The 15954-nt window shown below is 39.7% G+C and carries 18 protein-coding genes; 9 read left to right on the plus strand and 9 right to left on the minus strand.

All coding sequences use genetic code 11. From position 1 onward, the window contains the following. Positions 1 to 46: 46 nt before the first annotated feature. Positions 47 to 577 carry an RNA polymerase sigma factor gene (locus BMX11_RS11865; protein ID WP_090884488.1) on the minus strand — a complete coding sequence of 177 codons (531 nt, stop codon included), beginning with the start codon at positions 575 to 577 and terminating at the stop codon, positions 47 to 49. A 229-nt stretch (positions 578 to 806) separates the two neighbouring features. On the opposite strand from BMX11_RS11865, the gene kaiC reads away from it, so the two are divergent. The 4 genes from kaiC to BMX11_RS11885 are packed head-to-tail and all read left to right on the plus strand — an operon-like array spanning position 807 to position 4812. Then, positions 807 to 2486, plus strand: coding sequence for a circadian clock protein KaiC (kaiC, locus tag BMX11_RS11870; protein WP_262502415.1), 1680 nt, complete (start codon positions 807 to 809; stop codon positions 2484 to 2486). Then, positions 2486 to 2764 carry a circadian clock protein KaiB gene (gene kaiB / locus BMX11_RS11875; protein WP_217643826.1) on the plus strand — a complete coding sequence of 93 codons (279 nt, stop codon included), beginning with the start codon at positions 2486 to 2488 and terminating at the stop codon, positions 2762 to 2764. The genes kaiC and kaiB overlap by 1 nt, the downstream gene beginning before the upstream one ends. Before the next feature lie 11 nt (positions 2765 to 2775). Then, positions 2776 to 3090: a circadian clock KaiB family protein gene (locus tag BMX11_RS11880; RefSeq protein ID WP_090884494.1), complete on the plus strand. Its 315-nt coding sequence runs from the start codon at positions 2776 to 2778 to the stop codon at positions 3088 to 3090. 3 nt (positions 3091 to 3093) lie between these two features. Continuing rightward, positions 3094 to 4812 carry a sensor histidine kinase gene (locus BMX11_RS11885; protein WP_090884496.1) on the plus strand — a complete coding sequence of 573 codons (1719 nt, stop codon included), beginning with the start codon at positions 3094 to 3096 and terminating at the stop codon, positions 4810 to 4812. A 235-nt stretch (positions 4813 to 5047) separates the two neighbouring features. Here BMX11_RS11885 and BMX11_RS11890 read toward each other — a convergent pair whose 3' ends face one another. Then, positions 5048 to 5701 carry a hypothetical protein gene (locus BMX11_RS11890; protein ID WP_090884498.1) on the minus strand — a complete coding sequence of 218 codons (654 nt, stop codon included), beginning with the start codon at positions 5699 to 5701 and terminating at the stop codon, positions 5048 to 5050. A 199-nt stretch (positions 5702 to 5900) separates the two neighbouring features. Then, entirely contained in the window at positions 5901 to 6104 is a 204-nt protein-coding gene (locus tag BMX11_RS11895) for a hypothetical protein (RefSeq protein ID WP_090884499.1), read from the minus strand. Between the two features lie 193 nt (positions 6105 to 6297). On the opposite strand from BMX11_RS11895, the gene BMX11_RS11900 reads away from it, so the two are divergent. The 4 genes from BMX11_RS11900 (at position 6298) to BMX11_RS11915 (ending at position 10314) form a co-directional block, all read left to right on the plus strand. Then, the gene (locus tag BMX11_RS11900; RefSeq protein ID WP_139180174.1) at positions 6298 to 6570 is read left to right on the plus strand and encodes a hypothetical protein; all 273 of its coding nucleotides are present in this window, start codon (positions 6298 to 6300) and stop codon (positions 6568 to 6570) included. A gap of 421 nt (positions 6571 to 6991) precedes the next feature. After that, positions 6992 to 7645: a hypothetical protein gene (locus BMX11_RS11905; RefSeq protein WP_139180175.1), complete on the plus strand. Its 654-nt coding sequence runs from the start codon at positions 6992 to 6994 to the stop codon at positions 7643 to 7645. A gap of 27 nt (positions 7646 to 7672) precedes the next feature. Continuing rightward, on the plus strand, positions 7673 to 8821 hold the full coding sequence (locus BMX11_RS11910) for a TlpA family protein disulfide reductase (protein ID WP_090884505.1): 1149 nt from the start codon (positions 7673 to 7675) through the stop codon (positions 8819 to 8821). Between the two features lie 905 nt (positions 8822 to 9726). Further along, the gene (locus BMX11_RS11915) at positions 9727 to 10314 is read left to right on the plus strand and encodes a DUF4468 domain-containing protein (protein ID WP_139180176.1); all 588 of its coding nucleotides are present in this window, start codon (positions 9727 to 9729) and stop codon (positions 10312 to 10314) included. A gap of 352 nt (positions 10315 to 10666) precedes the next feature. On the opposite strand, the gene BMX11_RS11920 is transcribed toward BMX11_RS11915, so the two are convergent. Together BMX11_RS11920 and BMX11_RS11925 are read right to left on the minus strand one after the other, a co-directional pair. Then, positions 10667 to 11098: an ankyrin repeat domain-containing protein gene (locus BMX11_RS11920; RefSeq protein WP_090884509.1), complete on the minus strand. Its 432-nt coding sequence runs from the start codon at positions 11096 to 11098 to the stop codon at positions 10667 to 10669. A gap of 438 nt (positions 11099 to 11536) precedes the next feature. Next, positions 11537 to 12220, minus strand: coding sequence for a hypothetical protein (locus BMX11_RS11925; RefSeq protein WP_090884511.1), 684 nt, complete (start codon positions 12218 to 12220; stop codon positions 11537 to 11539). 303 nt (positions 12221 to 12523) lie between these two features. Between BMX11_RS11925 and BMX11_RS11930 the strand changes: the two genes are divergently transcribed. Beyond that, positions 12524 to 13069, plus strand: coding sequence for a hypothetical protein (locus BMX11_RS11930; RefSeq protein WP_090884513.1), 546 nt, complete (start codon positions 12524 to 12526; stop codon positions 13067 to 13069). Between the two features lie 126 nt (positions 13070 to 13195). On the opposite strand, the gene BMX11_RS11935 is transcribed toward BMX11_RS11930, so the two are convergent. The 4 genes from BMX11_RS11935 to BMX11_RS11955 form a co-directional block, all read right to left on the minus strand. Next, positions 13196 to 13504 carry a sensor histidine kinase gene (locus BMX11_RS11935; protein WP_090884515.1) on the minus strand — a complete coding sequence of 103 codons (309 nt, stop codon included), beginning with the start codon at positions 13502 to 13504 and terminating at the stop codon, positions 13196 to 13198. 1188 nt (positions 13505 to 14692) lie between these two features. Then, positions 14693 to 14848, minus strand: a complete 156-nt coding sequence (locus BMX11_RS24725) for a DUF2256 domain-containing protein (protein ID WP_090884519.1) — start codon at positions 14846 to 14848, stop codon at positions 14693 to 14695. Further along, positions 14835 to 15314, minus strand: a complete 480-nt coding sequence (locus BMX11_RS11950; protein WP_090884521.1) for a DUF4385 domain-containing protein — start codon at positions 15312 to 15314, stop codon at positions 14835 to 14837. The genes BMX11_RS24725 and BMX11_RS11950 overlap by 14 nt, the downstream gene beginning before the upstream one ends. Before the next feature lie 6 nt (positions 15315 to 15320). Continuing rightward, a complete protein-coding gene (locus BMX11_RS11955; protein WP_090884523.1) occupies positions 15321 to 15662 on the minus strand; it encodes a hypothetical protein in 342 nt (113 codons plus the stop codon). Between the last annotated feature and the right edge of the window lie 292 nt (positions 15663 to 15954).

The raw sequence follows: 15954 nt of genomic DNA on the forward strand, positions 1-15954 counted from the left end.
AAATGCTTAAGTAAAAAAGGGTGTTCTGCATAGGTATAAATAATGATTATACAAGTCCTTTTTTATAGTCGTAATTGGAATAGCTTTGCAGGTATTCTTTTAAAAGCTTCCTGGCAACATGGATCCGGGTTTTAACCGTGCCAATAGGCAAGTTCAACTGCACTGCAATCTCATGGTATTTATAGCCCTCAAAATGACGGATAAATGGTGTTGAATAGTATTCAGGAATATTTTGAAGTGCTTTTCTGATGTCTTTCATTATCATTGTGCCTTCCCCTGCATTTTGAGTGGCACTATATTTTAATTCCTGGTAACTCACCTCATCATTTTGACTAATTAGTGCATTGGTTTTAGTCTTGCGCCTGTAGTTATTGATGAAAGTGTTTTTCATAATGGTGAATAACCAGGCCTTAAGGTTACTTCCTGTCTCAAATTGTGTATAATATTTGAAGGCTTTCATCATGGTATCCTGAACCAGGTCATCAGCATCTTCCGGGTTCTGGGTATGGCGCATTGCAAATTGATACAATGCCGGAGCCAATAAAGAGGTCTGCTGACTGAATTCGTTATGGGTCATATAGGGTGTCTTGTGGATGATGTCGTTTCTAGCAAATTAAGTACCATGATTTTCTGTTGCAAAATGAAAATTGTAACTGACTTAAACTGCTATTCCGGGCTGTTGTGGTTTGGAACTTGGAATACACACTATTTTTAATAGCTTTATCTATTAATTTATTATGAATGGCTAAAGCAAAAAAACAGCCAGGGATTCTCCTAAATGCAGCAATCTCTAAACACTCACCGGAATATCCGGACTTGATGAAATCACAATGGGCGGATTGCCTTCTGGCCGTCCAACGCTGATCTGCGGAGAGGCAGGTTCAGGAAAAACACTCTTTTCCATAGAATTTATTGTTAAGGGAGCGCTGAATTATGGCGAGCCTGGTGTATTTATGGCCTTTGAAGAAAAGGCTGATGAACTTAAAACCAATGTTGCTTCTTTAGGTTTTGATCTCGAAAAATTGGAATCTGATAAAAAGATACGCATTGATTATGTGCATATTGACCGTGCTGAGATAGAGGAAACTGGTGAATATGACCTTGAAGGATTATTCATCCGCCTGGGGTACGCTATAGATAGTATTGGTGCCAAGCGCGTAGTACTGGATACCATTGAGAACCTTTTTTCTGGGCTTAAAAATGAGGGGATATTGCGGGCTGAAATCCGTAGATTATTTCAGTTCCTTAAATCAAAGGGGGTAACAGCCATTATTACCGGCGAGCGTGGTGAAAAAAGCCTCACGCGGCAGGGATTGGAAGAGTATGTTTCTGATTGTGTTATTCTCTTGGATCACCGTATCATTAACCAGATCTCAACCCGCAGGCTTAGGATTGTGAAGTACCGCGGATCAGTTCACGGGACAAATGAATATCCATTTCTGATAGATGATGAAGGGATATCGGTATTACCGGTAACCTCTTTGGAACTGAATAAGGATGTTTCGTCTGACAGCATTTCCTCGGGTGTTCCCGCATTGGATCAGATGCTGGGTAACGCAGGATTTTACCGGGGCAGTAGTATCCTTGCGTCAGGCACTGCAGGTACAGGTAAAACGAGGATTGCTGCCAGTTTTGCCAATGCTACCTGTTTAAGAAAGGAAAAGTGCCTATTCTTCGCTTTTGAGGAATCCCCAAAACAAATCATACGCAATATGCGTTCAATCGGTATGGATCTGCAAAAACATGTAGATAAAGGGTACCTGGAATTTTATGCCTCCCGGCCAACTTTGTTTGGCTTAGAAATGCACCTGGTTGCGATCCATAAGGCCATACGTAAATTTAAACCTGATGTTGTTATTCTCGATCCCATTACTAACCTGATTACAATCGGTTCGGTAAGCGAGGTGAAAACGATGTTAGTCCGTTTGATAGATTTTTTACAAACCGAGCAAATAACAGTTATGTTTACTGCCTTAACGCTCAATAATATTGTTAATGAGCAGACCGATGAAGGCGTTTCTTCTTTGGTTGATGCCTGGCTACTGATCCGTGATATCGAGAACAATGGCGAACGTAACAGGGGGTTATATATCATGAAGTCCAGGGGAATGAAACATTCCAATCAGATCAGGGAGTTTGTTATCACGGATAATGGACTGGATCTGGTAGATGTGTTTTTGACTGAGGAAGGGGTTTTAACGGGCTCTGCAAGAGAGGCCAGGTTGCTTTTAGAGCAAACCGGTGAGATTATTCACGAGCAGGCCATCAGCAGAAAAGACAGAGAGCTGATCAGGAAACGAAAAGTTCTTGAGTCTAAAATTGATAGTCTCAGGTCTGAATTTGAATCAGCAGAGGAAGAATTAAATAAAGTTTATGTAGAGGAAGCTTTAAAAAAGCAGATAATGGGGGATACACTTTCGAAAATGACTGATCTTCGCCGGGCTGATGTTTCGAAGCCAATTAAATCAAAAAAGAAAAGTAGATAGTGGGTAAAATATATGAGTTGCGGCTATATGTTGCAGGTAAAACATCTAAATCGGTTGTTGCTTTAGCCAACCTGAAAAAGATTTGTGAGGAACATCTGGAGGGTAAGTACAGTATCGAAGTGATAGATTTATTGGAAAAGCCTCAGCTTGCAGAGGGAGACCAGATTCTGGCTATTCCAACTTTGGTGAAAAAAGTACCGGAACCAGTTAGAAAAATCATAGGCGATCTATCTAACGTTGAAAAAGTATTAGTGGGATTGGATATCCGGCCCAGGTAAAAAAAATAGCAATGGAAGAAAGCGGTCAGTTGAATCCCCATACCCAATTAGTTGATGAGCACTATACTTTGCGGCTATTTATTGCCGGTTCATCACCTATTTCGGTTCGCGCGGTAACAAACCTTCGTGTTATTTGTGAAGAGTTTCTCCAAAACAGATACACCTTGGAGGTTATTGATGCCCATCAGCAACCATTATTGGTTAGGGATGAAAATGTAACCGCTATGCCTATGCTGATTAAAAAAACACCATCTCCAAAAAAGCGCTTGATTGGTGATTTTTCTGACCGCGAGAGGGTTTTAATAGGGCTAGGAATTAAGTATTGATAAATGGATAAATCCAGCGATTATATTAAGCTTGAGGCGGCCTATCGTGAAATTCAAATTCAACTGGAGGAAGCAAATGATATTATTGATGCTATCCGTAGTGGTGAGGTAGATGCGTTAGTGGTAAATGGAAAAGATGGTCATCAGCTTTTCACTTTAAAAAGTGCTGACCATTCCTATCGGATATTCATTGAACAAATGATCGAAAGTGCCCTTACCCTTAACCGCGACGGGATCATTTCTTATTGCAATTCCCAATTTGCAGCACTCTGTCAATCGCCATTGGAAAGGCTAATTGGAAAGGATTTCCTGGATTTTATAGAACCAGGTTACAAAGATTTAGCTAAAGAAGTAATAACTCAAGCCTGGCAGAAAGAAACCAAGGCAGAACTTCTTTTAAAAAATAGCAGCGGAAATAATACCCCTGTGCAACTTTCACTGAAACAACTTGATCTGGATGAAAGTATTTCTCTAAGTGTTATCATTACCGATTTAACAGACATTAAGAAAACACAACAGCTTTTACAAATCAAAAATGCAGAATTGGAAGAAGCGCAGCGGTTAGGTGAAGAATTAAACGAAAATCTGGAAAGGATTGTTCAGGACAGAACAGCGGAACTTGAAGCTAAAAACCATGAGTTGTTTAATGCACTTAAGGATTTAAGGGAAAGTGAGGATAATCTTCACTCTGCTTTTAATGCCGGGGAGTTAGGTAGCTGCAGCCTGGATTTAAAAACCGGTAGGGCAGAAATGTCTGAAAGATTCCGTGAACTTTACGGCTTACCTGTTTCGGGTGAAATTAGCTGGGAAATGGTCCTTTCAGCAGTAGATCCGGCCTACATTCCTGGACTCAACAAGGTCCTCGAAAATTGTATCATTTACGGTTCCCCGGTAGACAGCACTTATCCGATAAAGCATTTGCTAACAGGAGAAAAGCGATGGATGAGGGTGGTTGGCAAATGTAAAAAGGATGAAAGTGGTAATTTTGTGAGCGTATCTGCTGTGTTGATGGATGTTACCGACCAGAAACAGGATGAACAGAGAAAAAATGATTTTATTGCCATGGTTAGCCATGAGCTGAAAACGCCATTAACTTCCGTGAAAGGGTATATTCAGGTTTTACAGTTGAAGGCAAAAATTGAAAAACTGGCTTTTCCAATGAAAGCTCTGGAAGGGGCAAACCGGCAGATTGTTAAGATGACCAATATGATTAACGGATTTCTGAACGTAGCGCGTTTAGAATCCGGCAAAATCATGATCGATTTTGAGAAAGTAGAATTAAATAAGCTGGTTCAGGAAATCCTTGAAGAATATAAGGGCGATATCGTAGATCACCGGTTCCAGGAAAATTATGGGCCTGAATTATTTATTATGGCAGATTGGGAGAAACTCGGACAGGTGATTAATAACTTGATCAGTAATGCCATAAAGTATTCATCAGGAAATACTGACATTTCGATTAGTTGCTTCCAGGATGGTAGCAACGCGGTATTTAAAATTATCGACCAGGGCATGGGAATTAGTACCACTGATCTTCCACGGTTGTTTGAAAGGTTTTACCGGGTAGAAAATTCAAAAACTGCTACCGTTGCCGGCTTCGGTATCGGGCTTTATCTTTCTTCTGAAATTATTCAAAGGCATCAGGGGAGGATATGGGCAGAGAGTGAATTGGGGGAAAGTTCAACTTTTTACTTCTCGATACCCTTAGCCATTGGGCAGTAAGTTCCCGGCTTCTCTAATCCTTTAAGCTAACTTTAACCATTATCACCCTGGTGATTTCTCCAATTTTCACATAATCTTAGTGGTGTGATTAGAATTTTTTTAATTCAGGTTTATCCAGCCTTGGCATAGTGACATTCTCCATGCGGATGGCAGGCATAACCTCGTCGTTTGGGTGACTTTGGCGATAAGGGGGGAAGGCATACTTATTTTTTTACTCGTTAAAGTCAAGTAGACCTTATCTGGTTTCATCATCCTTGAATTTCTCAAATTCCAAACTGAAAAAATTATTAAGAGCAATTATTTTTTGCCTGTTCTCATTTCCTGGACAACGTTTTTCATAGAACTCGGGATATTGGTATATCAGCGTTTTGATATTGTCCTTTGTAATCAGATGAATGATGTTTGGCTTGCCTTCCAATGCATCTCCAGTGGTTCTTCCATTACAACCGATTCCGAAACTGCTATCGTCCACAAGTTTCCATAAGCTCAATTTTTGGATACTCTTCCAGGCAAGATTGGCCTTTTTCTGGCTTATTTTTGAGGCCTGGAAGAAAATGTTGATATCTGCTGGCATATATTGGAACAATACTTTTTTAGCCGCTAATTCCTGCCATAATTCTTTGGGTGTTTGAGATTTTATCTTACTTATCAGTTTCCAACTTGTATCTATTGGCTCGTAAATGAAGGCGTTTATTAATCCTTCTTTTTTACATATTAGCCGGTATTTAGTGGGTTCGTTCCCCTCGTTTTGGTATTCAATAATTACTGTACTATCTGCGTATTGCTGAAAGAACTTATGCATAGGCGTCACTTTGGGCGTGGCTATGAATTGTGCTTTATTGACTTGGAAAGAGACCATCAGGATAATTAGAAAAAGTATGCTTCTCATATCTATAATTTAAAGTGGTTACGGGCAACTGATTTGGGAATTGTTATTCATGTCTGTCAATCTTAGACTGAACAAAGAATCGACTCGCATATGCCAGTTCGGGCCCTTTTATACCCTGAAATATAGTAATCAATATTGTTATGCAGCCTGGAAAGCGTACCAAGCATACCCGGGCAGATGCCCTCCCGGAATGAAATGCCTAAGATGTTGCCGTCTTTTTAAAGAACAGCCAGATGATCACAAATGCGGGGATCGGCGTAATAATTATCGCTAAAAGTAATGAACCGAAGAATCCTAAAATGGTGTTTTTACCATATGCTGCAACCGCGATTAGGGAAATACATGCCAGAGATAAAATCAATAAAATTTCTGGGGTACCAAGATTGATAAAAGCTAAAGTCATTTGAGAGAATTTATTATGTATAAAGCTAATAAAATTATGATTAAAAAGAGATTGATAAATAATCATTCCGCGCTATTCATAACTGGGTACGCTTTTAGGGTAAGCAACCTCCTTCTACGATGCAAATTTAAATAACATAAACAGCACCGAATCATTCAACGTTAGAAATAAATTTTTGGTTGATTATTCGCCTGTGCGCAATTCACGCATTTCTACAAGTTTAAGCCTCAGTCGCGAAAAGGGGAGTACTGATCTTTTTTATTCTGCAGAACACAGCCGTTTCAATGGCGTGACTGATTTAGGTAGGAAAGGATCTTACACCGCAACCAATAATAACTCTTCAAATATCCAGAGCAGAACAAATGCGTACATCAACCTTAGTTTTGGCCGCCACATGATCAACCCAAGTGTTGCCATCACACTTTACGCAACCAGTTCTGATTCTCAAAGTATAATAGCAACATGATTTCCATTTGACAGGTTGAATAACCTTCTGTTTGCCGCTCAATATGAGGCCAACGGAATACCTACAGGAACAGAAAGTACGCAACACAGATTAGGTTGCTGGAAATAACGAAGCTGCTGTAGGTGAGCTTTCTGCAAAGATAGAAATGGCTAAAAATAACAGTTAGCATATAATGACTTGTAAATTAAGATTTTGATCTCCGTTTGTTTTGCTTGGACGGCAAAAACTCACCTTCAGTTAAATTTTATTTCTGTAATTAATATGGTATCTGCTTTAACTGTTGTGTTATTATAGGCAGGAAGCAGATCCTAATGATGATCGGGTCTATGATTGCTCTGATGGCTGTTGTTCATAATTTTGTCTAATTAATTAATTTTATTGTATGATTCGTCATACCAGAAAAAAATTACTAATTTCCTGTATGAAAAAAATTATACACCTAATACTTCTTTCCATTTTACCCCTTTTGATCAATGCGCAGACGACCAGCTATCTTGTTAAAGGGACTGTTATAAACGACAAAACAGCAAAGTTTGCCTATCTTGTTGTTGCCAAGAATAAAGAGATGTTCAAGGTAGTTCCAATTAAAAATAATAGCTTCAGTTTCTCAGGTAAAACAGATTTAAAAGGTGAAAATTTAAAACCTGCAGTTCTGTTTGTTGATGAAAGAGGTAACATCACGATGGATGAGCTATACTCAAAACTCAAACAGGGAGTCTGGATCAATGGGAGGAAAAACCTTAGGCCGGTGATCCTGGAAGAGGTAACTTTCGAGATCGAAAACAGCCAGCTGGCATCAAAGTCAAAAGTTACTTCTGGAGGTATCTTAACTAAACAGTGGGATGAAAGCAAGCCCGCAGTAGCGCAGGGAAAAAGTGTTGAATTTATAAAAAAATATCCGGATTCACCCGTAAGCCTATCCATGATAGACAAAATGGTTCAGATGAATGATGCTCCTTCTAGGGGAGATATGGACAAAAAACAGCCTCTTAAAGTTCTATATTCTCTGTTATCCGAAAGACTTAAGAAAAGTCCTAACGGAATCGAGCTAAAGAAGAGTATTGATGCATTATAACAGTACCTGAATTTACTAACGAAAAACATGAAGGCCGTTACTACGATCATTATACTTCTAATGCTAACATATAGAGTAGAAGCTCAACAGAATGATTCTAATGATCAATTTGATATAGACCTTAGGGCAGTTAAGGATGTTCCTAAGTTCGTCATACTGCAAAAAGTAGCGCTTGACGGTTACACTGTAAAAAATGATACGCTGGCTGTTGTGAACCAGAGGGTTTTTTACAGCACCAGCTTTGAAGAACCAGAGCTTTACGTTATAAATATCCAGTGGAAGGATAAACCCGAAACATCAACATCCTTTTGGAGCGGATCTAAGATGGATATTTTGGTAACTGACAACTATGAAGCCAAATTAGTTGCTCCTTTGGTCAGCCTATTCGCAGGCAAGGTATTAAACTTAGATCGCGGTGTCAGATCCTATAAAACCCTATCCGACAGCCTGGTTAGACCAGTCAGCTATGTGAACAGAAAAACTGAAGATGTAGAAGCAGAAATTGGAAAAATCAGAGACTCAATTGAAAATGTGATTGATAATGAAATTTATCTGAAGACCGTCCGCTCTTTTCCAAATGAGGCAATTGGTCTGTATGCCCTGACACGGTACGCTGATCGGCCAATAGCAGATCAACGCATCAAGAGCGAACCGGAAAAGATCAGTTCACTCCTCGGTGAAATGGGAGAGCAGGTGAGAAAAATGCCTTCTGCTCTTATTCTGGAAAGTAGTATTGAGCTGGCAAAACGGATGTCCGTAGGGAATGAGTTCCCGGATGTGTCCCTTTTGGATACTTCCGGTAGAGCTATAAGTATAAGGGCAATAAAAGCTAAATATATATTGATAGATTTTTGGGCGAGTTGGTGCGGCCCGTGTCGGCAGCAAGCCCCATTACTCGTGAAGGAATTTAGAAAGTACAGTGGGGATGGTTTTAGCATTGTCAGCATTAGCAGGGACAGCCCAACGTTGAAAAAAAACTGGCTCAGAGCTATTAAACAGGATAAGATCTCCATCTGGTACCAGTTAAGTGATTTTGCAAATGTGGCTCAAAGAACCTACGGTATCAAGTATATTCCCACTAACTATCTGATCGACAGCAATGGGATCATCATAGCAAGAAATTTGAACGGAGAGAGTCTCAGTAAATTATTGCAGCAATTGTTCTCCGGTAAATGATCAAAGATTTTAATATTGGCCCAACCTAGGGTAGAAAAAGAAACAATTCCCTTTTTAATTTGCGCAAGTGAAAATATGTGTGAAGTAAATTTGTTGATTGACAGATAGTTGCAGCCAAATTCGCTACGTCAGTTTTTTAAAATTTGACGCACCTCTTGACGGACCTGGCATATGCGTTTTTTTGTCCAAAAAGCCACTAAATACCAAAAAACAAAAGCCTGCAAATTGTTGATTTGCAGGCTTTTAGTGTTTTTCGGTGATTTTTGATACTGATTACAGTGGAGCCGAAGGGGTTCGAACCTTCTGTTTAAAATGCTGTATATCAGTATTTTAAATTTTGTTTTTTGATTTAATGTGCCAAAAACTCACCTTTATTTTTTGTGTACAAATCTGTTACCAAATTTACCTGAAAATAAGGTAATTAAGAACGAATTATCTTACAATTATTTTAGACTTCCATTTACTTTATCGTGATATAATCTTATGTGGCAGTTCGAATTTGCTTCCAGGTACCTGATTATATATAAAGCCTTGTGAGTGAGTTACTTATGGGGCTTTGTTTTTGTAGTACTGTCTTATATACTGACACTTTTTTGCTCAGTTTTAGATTTGTTGATAAATAATTATTTAAATCTTGCCCTGATGTTTTTGTTGCATTACACTAACTTTTAAGGTAGTGAATGTTATTGATTTTATTGTTCTAAACATTTATAAGGGATTGAGCAATCTAGCATTAAAGGAGGACATTTAAAAGATAGCTCCATTAGTAAGCCAATTTTATAAACATCCCGGTCAATTTAAAAATTGGAGGTAGGATAATAACGGGAGGAGTGAAGAAGGATTTGAGAAGGTTTTTAGAAGTTAATGATTTATCTTTGAAACGTTTTCAAAATAATCCTACCGCAATGGAACAAATAAAAGCTAAGCTGAAATCATGGTTGGTATTGGTGCTGCTCTTTGCTTCAATCTCTTCTTATGGCCAGAGCTACAATTTTACACAGGATTTACCTGTTAAAAACGGTAAACTGGTTTATGAAAAAATAGTAGAGGGTATGGATGTAAAAAAGCCGCTCTTGTATGCCAGTGCAAAGAAATGGATGGCAGATGTGCTCAAGAATACCGGCCCTGTATTGCAAACGGAAGATCTGACCACTGGTCAACTCATCGGAAAAGCTTTTCTGGACGTAGAAAACAGATCTTCGCTGGTGAACAGTCTGGAGGGATACCCCATATACAAATTCAGTGTTCAGCTTGATGTCAGAGATGGTAAATACCGCATGCGCATCTATGATATCTTGCTCAATATCCAGCCCAGGGCAGGGGAGGAATTGACTGCCAGTCTGGATTCACTTTTATTAAAATCTGCACCTATCACCGGAAAAACGCGTATTGAAAAAGCTAAAGCTACCTCATCAGAATTGAATAGCATCTTCAGGGGGTTGCTCAATTCTTTTAATGACATTATTAAGGAAGCCAAACTCGATGATTTCTAATGTTCAATGAATGTTTGTTACCTGGAAGTCTTGTTCGCAAAAAAAAACAAGTCTTTTGCATTTATTTTAAGTGCGTTATGCTGAAAGGCCGGATGGATGTAATGAGTTCTAAATGAACCCTTACCATAAGTAAGATTGTTGTTGAACAAAAGTCGCAGGATCGAGTTCTTCGGTGGACAATCAATCTATTTGACCACGCACCACCAAATTGATAATTGCGAGTTAGTTAATGATTTAATAAAAATTTTAAATCCGAAAAGATTGATCAGAATACTCCGGTTTATCCATCTATTTTCGTTAACGCGTTTTTTTTGCTATTCGTTCCTGTTAAAGTGTAGTTAGAACGGAGTGATTATCCAGTAGGTTTGAGCCGGCGGATTAGTAATTCGTCACCGAATGATTCGGCGAGTTTAAGCGGAGTATTGCCTGCATTATTTACTGAGTTGGGGTTCGCATGATGCAACATGAGCAGGTCAACCATTTCGTAGTTTTCCTTGGAATTAAATACTGCAATCCATAGCGGCGTGTTACCATGGATATTTTTCTCTTCGATAGCTATATTTCGTTCAAGCAATTCTTTCGCTAGCTGGATATTGTGATATTCGCAGGCGAAGTGAAGAAGGTTAAACCCCTTTTGAAATTTTTTGTTTACATCCTTTAGTTCCCGGACTTTTTCCAAAAATGCCTCACTGTGAATATCAACGTCAAACAGATTGATTTCGTTCTCTTCATTGTAGGAAGATTTGACTTCAGATTTTTTTTCTTTTTTGCTGAATATGCCCATAGCTATTTCTTTTTAACTGAATGTTTAAACTCTAGCAAGTTTCGAACCATTATCACCCTGGTGATTTCTCCAATTTTCACATAATCTTAGTAGTGTGATTAGAATTTTTCTAATTCAGGTTTATCCAGCCTGGCATACTGACATTCTCTATGCGGATGGCAGGCAAAACTTAGTCGTTTTGGGTGACTTTGGCGATAAGGTAGGCCTTGAATTTAAGTAGGGATATTTCTCTGTTCGATATCCCCTAACCCTTTGAAGCCTGCTTTTGATGGGGCGAATAGATAAAGGCAAATTATTAACCTCACTTTCCAAAGATGCCACCAGGAATTTGGCCCAGGATCAACCTTAAATTTAGCATTTCAGAAACCCTTAAGCCCGTTCACCTCGTCAGGTCTGGTTCTGCCGAAAGCGTTTGAGAAACAGTTCAAAATTACAGTATTAAAAGGGTTCGCTCTTCGCATTTTTATACCAGTTTAATGCCTGGCTAGACATCCAATCCTTGCCAAACGGAGATGTGGGATTCAGTACCGTGAGCTTGCCAGAAAGATTTTTTCCGGTACCGCTCGTGCTGAGAAAATAGGAGAGACCAGTATTGGCATTTTCCCAAACCCTGAAAGTTTTAGCCTGTGTTTGCCCCTGTGTAGTTTCGTCGCCCTGCTCATCAAGTTCTATAGCCCCATCTCTGTTTCCGGTTTGACTAAAAACAGGCTTAACAATCTTTTTTAGGCTATTAATGAGCACATCGGTCTGTTGCCAGTTGTTGATAAAAAGCTCATAGGCTGCGAGTTTCTTGTCTTTGACCTCGTAATGGAACAGTACATAGTTGTTTTTTAGAGCAAGTTCGCTGCCATGAAAGCGAAGAACTTTCGGATTGCTGCTTTTGAATGTTTCGAAACCCACTAAGGTGGTATGGATGGCTTCACTTATTTCAGGCTTAACGGAAATTCCGGACAATAACATATGAATGTCTTCCTTTAATTTCAGTTTCGCCAGGTCAAAAGGAACCTGATTTTGGATTGTGCCGGATGTCCCGGTTGTATCGATATCCTGTGCAGGCTGCTTTGGCCCTGAACTGCAGGCGAGTAATAATAGGCAAATGAACAGGTAAACAGGTGTTTTCATCAAGTTGTTAAATTAGGGTTTGTGCATTACTAGCCTTTCAAAGCCCATCCGCTGACAGATAAGTAAAAGCGTAATTACATCTTATTGGCAAGAAAACACTTAATTTATCATTTTGTTGTTAATTTCATCGGGGAGATTACCGGGCAAGCTGTTTAAAAGTTTAATAAATGCCAATGATTAAACTCCTGATGTGCGGTTTTCAGTGTTTCCTGGTGCCTGCGGTTATCGGACAAACTGTAGCCGACCAGCTAACTGTGAAATGGTTGTAGTTAGTTTTTTTTGTTTTAATGTTAGGTTTGAAGTATGAGATTTGAAAAAGAACATATCCACTCGGATGATCCGGACGTTCCCGATGAAGTTGTAATCAGGTTTTCCCTGTGGAAGCAGGCTTTGAATATTTTTCTAGCATTGCTCATCTTGGGTGCAGGTGGTCTTTGGGTATTTTATCCTAAGGATGATCCTGGCTCACCCAGTTCACTCTGGAGCTATGTGCTGGGTGCCCTGTTTATCTGTTTTGGCGGCGTTTTTTTCTGGATCTCAGTCCAGGACTTTTTAAACCGCGATGTGCAGCTAGTGATCGGAAACGGGGGAATCAGAAGATTCAGTGATGAGCTATTCCTCTGGGAAGAAATTCATGATGAGAGGATTGTCAGGAAAGGCTCAGGAAAAGCTACCAGCTATCATTTAATCTATAGATGTCCAAAGGGAACGGTGGATATGACAATTAGCGGACTAGACATCGGGCGCATCAGGCTGAGTCATCTCATCGGAGTTTATAGGATGAGGTCAATTCAGTTAAGTAATGGGATTCAAAATGCTAATCGAGATAATAGGGAGTTGAACTCTTGATTTAACTTTTTGTAAATCAAACGATGTGGAAAATCGACCCAATCTACTCTTTCGTGAATTCTCTGTCTAGCAAATTGGAAGCTCATACTATAAGTGAGCTCTACGTAGGATGTTAGACCGAAATTATTATTTCAAAACAAGGAATCTCATGGTGATCTGTACACCGCCATTGTCTGCAATATGGAACTTACCATTCAATTGTTTGGCTAATCCCTGCATTAAATCTAAGCCTAGCGATGAACGATCTGAAGCGTGAAAACCTTCCGGCAACCCGATGCCGTTATCTGATACTTTTAAAATTACATGGTGCTCACCATCGCGGGCCAATTGAATATCAACCGATCCTTTATTATCATTTATAAAAGCATATTTTATCGCGTTAACGATGCTCTCAGTCAAAATGAGTCCTAACGGGATAGCCTGGGAAACATCCAGTTCTGAATGTTTTTAGAGATATGTTCGAAACAATGCATTTCCAAGCAAACTTTTCTCGGTGAATCCGATAACAAAGTTGGTAGTTTTTAGCCTGTTGCAAAATCAGTTAACTTTTAGCAGTTATTAAAAATATGATGCAATGATTTTAAAGTGGTGCCAGTTTTTTTAGGAAATGACAAGTAAATTCGAGGCCTTACATGTTGGGGACTGCTAGAATGGTGGATTATGAGGAATGACTCTTGTTGAAGTTTCTTGATTTTTGCGCTACTCACCTAATTATTCCGATTTAGCGTTCAACCAGATTATCCGGGTATACGCCGGACAATGTTCCCATTACGCCACTGATATGGCATTACCGAAAATACCGGTAGCTGTAATTTTGTTGAGGGCTGGATAAATAGGGTCATATAGATCGATTTTTCAAGATAACTTTAAGATTTATGGTTGTCAGTTCGTTCTCGGCGTAGTAGGCATGGATGTGACGAAATTTTGTGTCGTCAAACGATTTTTTAATGTACAGCCCCGACACGTTAATATGAAACCTTACCCGATTTTAGTCATGTTAATGTTTTTTATATCCTCAGCAGTTGCATAGCGTATTTGTCTCTCAACAGGAAACCTAGAACCATACCTTAACTTATGTTAGAAAACCTGTGAAACACAGACCTGGTGCCTAAATTTAAGAGTTGGAGAATTTTTCAATTGTTATCTTTTACTTGAAAACCAGCTTTTCTTATCCCGGGAAATTAGTCTCACCCGGATTGATGCGCGAAAAGGTAATATGATTGTTATTTGCCGCTAATATTTTTGTAGATTTTTTAAGGGCTGCAAGACTTTCTGTTTCGGCTAAATGGCCTGCTGGATTGTTTTTTCGGGCTGGTTTTCGGCCGGGTTTCACATAGAGGATATTGTTTTAGATTAACGGACTTCTTTATGACCGTAGAATATAATTCGCATTTTAAACAGCGGGCATTTCTGCCTTTTGTTGGGAAGATACTGCATTAATAAGCCTTGCTGTCCATCACGCAGAAAGGTCTTAAGCAAATCGTGATGATATTTACCCATCTCTTGCATCTCATCGATGAAAACATAACTGAAGCGTTTGCTTAAGATATTGATAATCTCCGGAAATTTTTCGAGGTATTCCTGGGCAAGGGGATATGTGTCATCTGAGCATACAATCAACTCTCAATTTCCAGTTGGTGGTTTCCTGCTACGACTACATTTTTCAGAACAATACTTTACTTCTTCCCAGACCTTTTCCCATTTTTTGCGCCAGCTAAAGCTGCGCCCACAAACCGCACACTTCTTTTCAGGCAAATGCTGTTTTTTAACCCCTTTCATCTTTCCAGCTCTTTTTTATTGCCGAATAAACTTCATTTGCTTCCGCCAGTTTCCATTGATCGTAAAATATGGCTGCTGATTTTGCTTTCTGCTCATCACCCGTACCACGTTCAAGCTCACGGTAACCATCAGGGGCATCATATTTCCTGCCCCCTTTATAATTAGCATAACGCCTGGATCTGGTATAGCCCATCTGCAAGTACTTTCGCGCCATATCTGCACCCACAAAATCCCCATCTTTCAGGTAAGCTAAAAACAGGGCATAAATTTTTTCACTGCTCTGCTGGGCTATCTCCGGAGTTTTAAAGCGCCAGTACCGGCCAATCTCACTTTTATAGGGTTCACAGATCAGCACCACCTGTTCACCCTTGCCAACACGGTAGCTGCCAGGATTTTCACGGTAATCGATGTCCGATTTCCAGGCATAGCTGGTTTCATCAAAACTCAGGTAACTGGGCTTTCCCATAATCCATTAGTTTAAACCCTCCTTGATGTGATCATTTAGATAAAGTTCAGCGCTGGCCAAATCCTCATCCACCTGCGATTTCGCCTCCACCAATCCATAATGCCGGGAATCCTCTGCGAATTCGCTTGAAAGGCTGAAATGTGTTACCCTTTCTTCCGGTCCCCCGAGAGCAGCTTTTCCAACCACGGTAAAAATGCCCTCGATATCCTCATGTACAAAACTGTACTTGACCTGAAAATCCTCACTGTCTTCAGTAGGTATTTCCGCAATCTCGGTATAAGCCCTATCCTGGATTGTTTCCAATCCCTGCTTCAATATGGCAATTGCCTGCTGTTTATGATCTGTCATATCCTTGCGTATATTTTATATCATCTTAAACAGTACACAGGGCGCTAAAGTTTTACCCCGCTACCGGTATAAGCTGCGCTCAATCATCTCCGTCACTTCAGCATAACCAAGCCTTAAACCAACACCAGCAAACATTTCAGTAAATCTGGTGTTGCAGAATAGAATACCTTGATCAATTATCACTATGCAAAAACATAACGCAACATCCAGCCTTTCTGGTAAAACAGTAGTCATTACCGGAGCATCCAGTGGGGTAGGACTGGCCACCGCCGAAGCCTTCGCCATATCTGGT

The organism is Pedobacter rhizosphaerae (assembly GCF_900111155.1).
Lineage (GTDB): Bacteria > Bacteroidota > Bacteroidia > Sphingobacteriales > Sphingobacteriaceae > Pedobacter > Pedobacter rhizosphaerae.

Coding starts and splice junctions, on each gene's coding strand:
- BMX11_RS11905 (WP_139180175.1), top strand. CDS start 6,992: ATGAAAAAAATTATACACCTAATACTTCTTTCCATTTTACCCCTTTTG.
- BMX11_RS11930 (WP_090884513.1), top strand. CDS start 12,524: ATGAGATTTGAAAAAGAACATATCCACTCGGATGATCCGGACGTTCCC.
- BMX11_RS11910 (WP_090884505.1), top strand. CDS start 7,673: ATGAAGGCCGTTACTACGATCATTATACTTCTAATGCTAACATATAGA.
- BMX11_RS11890 (WP_090884498.1), bottom strand. CDS start 5,701: ATGAGAAGCATACTTTTTCTAATTATCCTGATGGTCTCTTTCCAAGTC.
- BMX11_RS11885 (WP_090884496.1), top strand. CDS start 3,094: ATGGATAAATCCAGCGATTATATTAAGCTTGAGGCGGCCTATCGTGAA.
- BMX11_RS11880 (WP_090884494.1), top strand. CDS start 2,776: ATGGAAGAAAGCGGTCAGTTGAATCCCCATACCCAATTAGTTGATGAG.
- BMX11_RS11950 (WP_090884521.1), bottom strand. CDS start 15,314: ATGGGAAAGCCCAGTTACCTGAGTTTTGATGAAACCAGCTATGCCTGG.
- BMX11_RS24725 (WP_090884519.1), bottom strand. CDS start 14,848: ATGAAAGGGGTTAAAAAACAGCATTTGCCTGAAAAGAAGTGTGCGGTT.
- BMX11_RS11925 (WP_090884511.1), bottom strand. CDS start 12,220: ATGAAAACACCTGTTTACCTGTTCATTTGCCTATTATTACTCGCCTGC.
- BMX11_RS11920 (WP_090884509.1), bottom strand. CDS start 11,098: ATGGGCATATTCAGCAAAAAAGAAAAAAAATCTGAAGTCAAATCTTCC.
- BMX11_RS11955 (WP_090884523.1), bottom strand. CDS start 15,662: ATGACAGATCATAAACAGCAGGCAATTGCCATATTGAAGCAGGGATTG.
- BMX11_RS11895 (WP_090884499.1), bottom strand. CDS start 6,104: ATGACTTTAGCTTTTATCAATCTTGGTACCCCAGAAATTTTATTGATT.
- BMX11_RS11915 (WP_139180176.1), top strand. CDS start 9,727: ATGGAACAAATAAAAGCTAAGCTGAAATCATGGTTGGTATTGGTGCTG.
- BMX11_RS11865 (WP_090884488.1), bottom strand. CDS start 577: ATGACCCATAACGAATTCAGTCAGCAGACCTCTTTATTGGCTCCGGCA.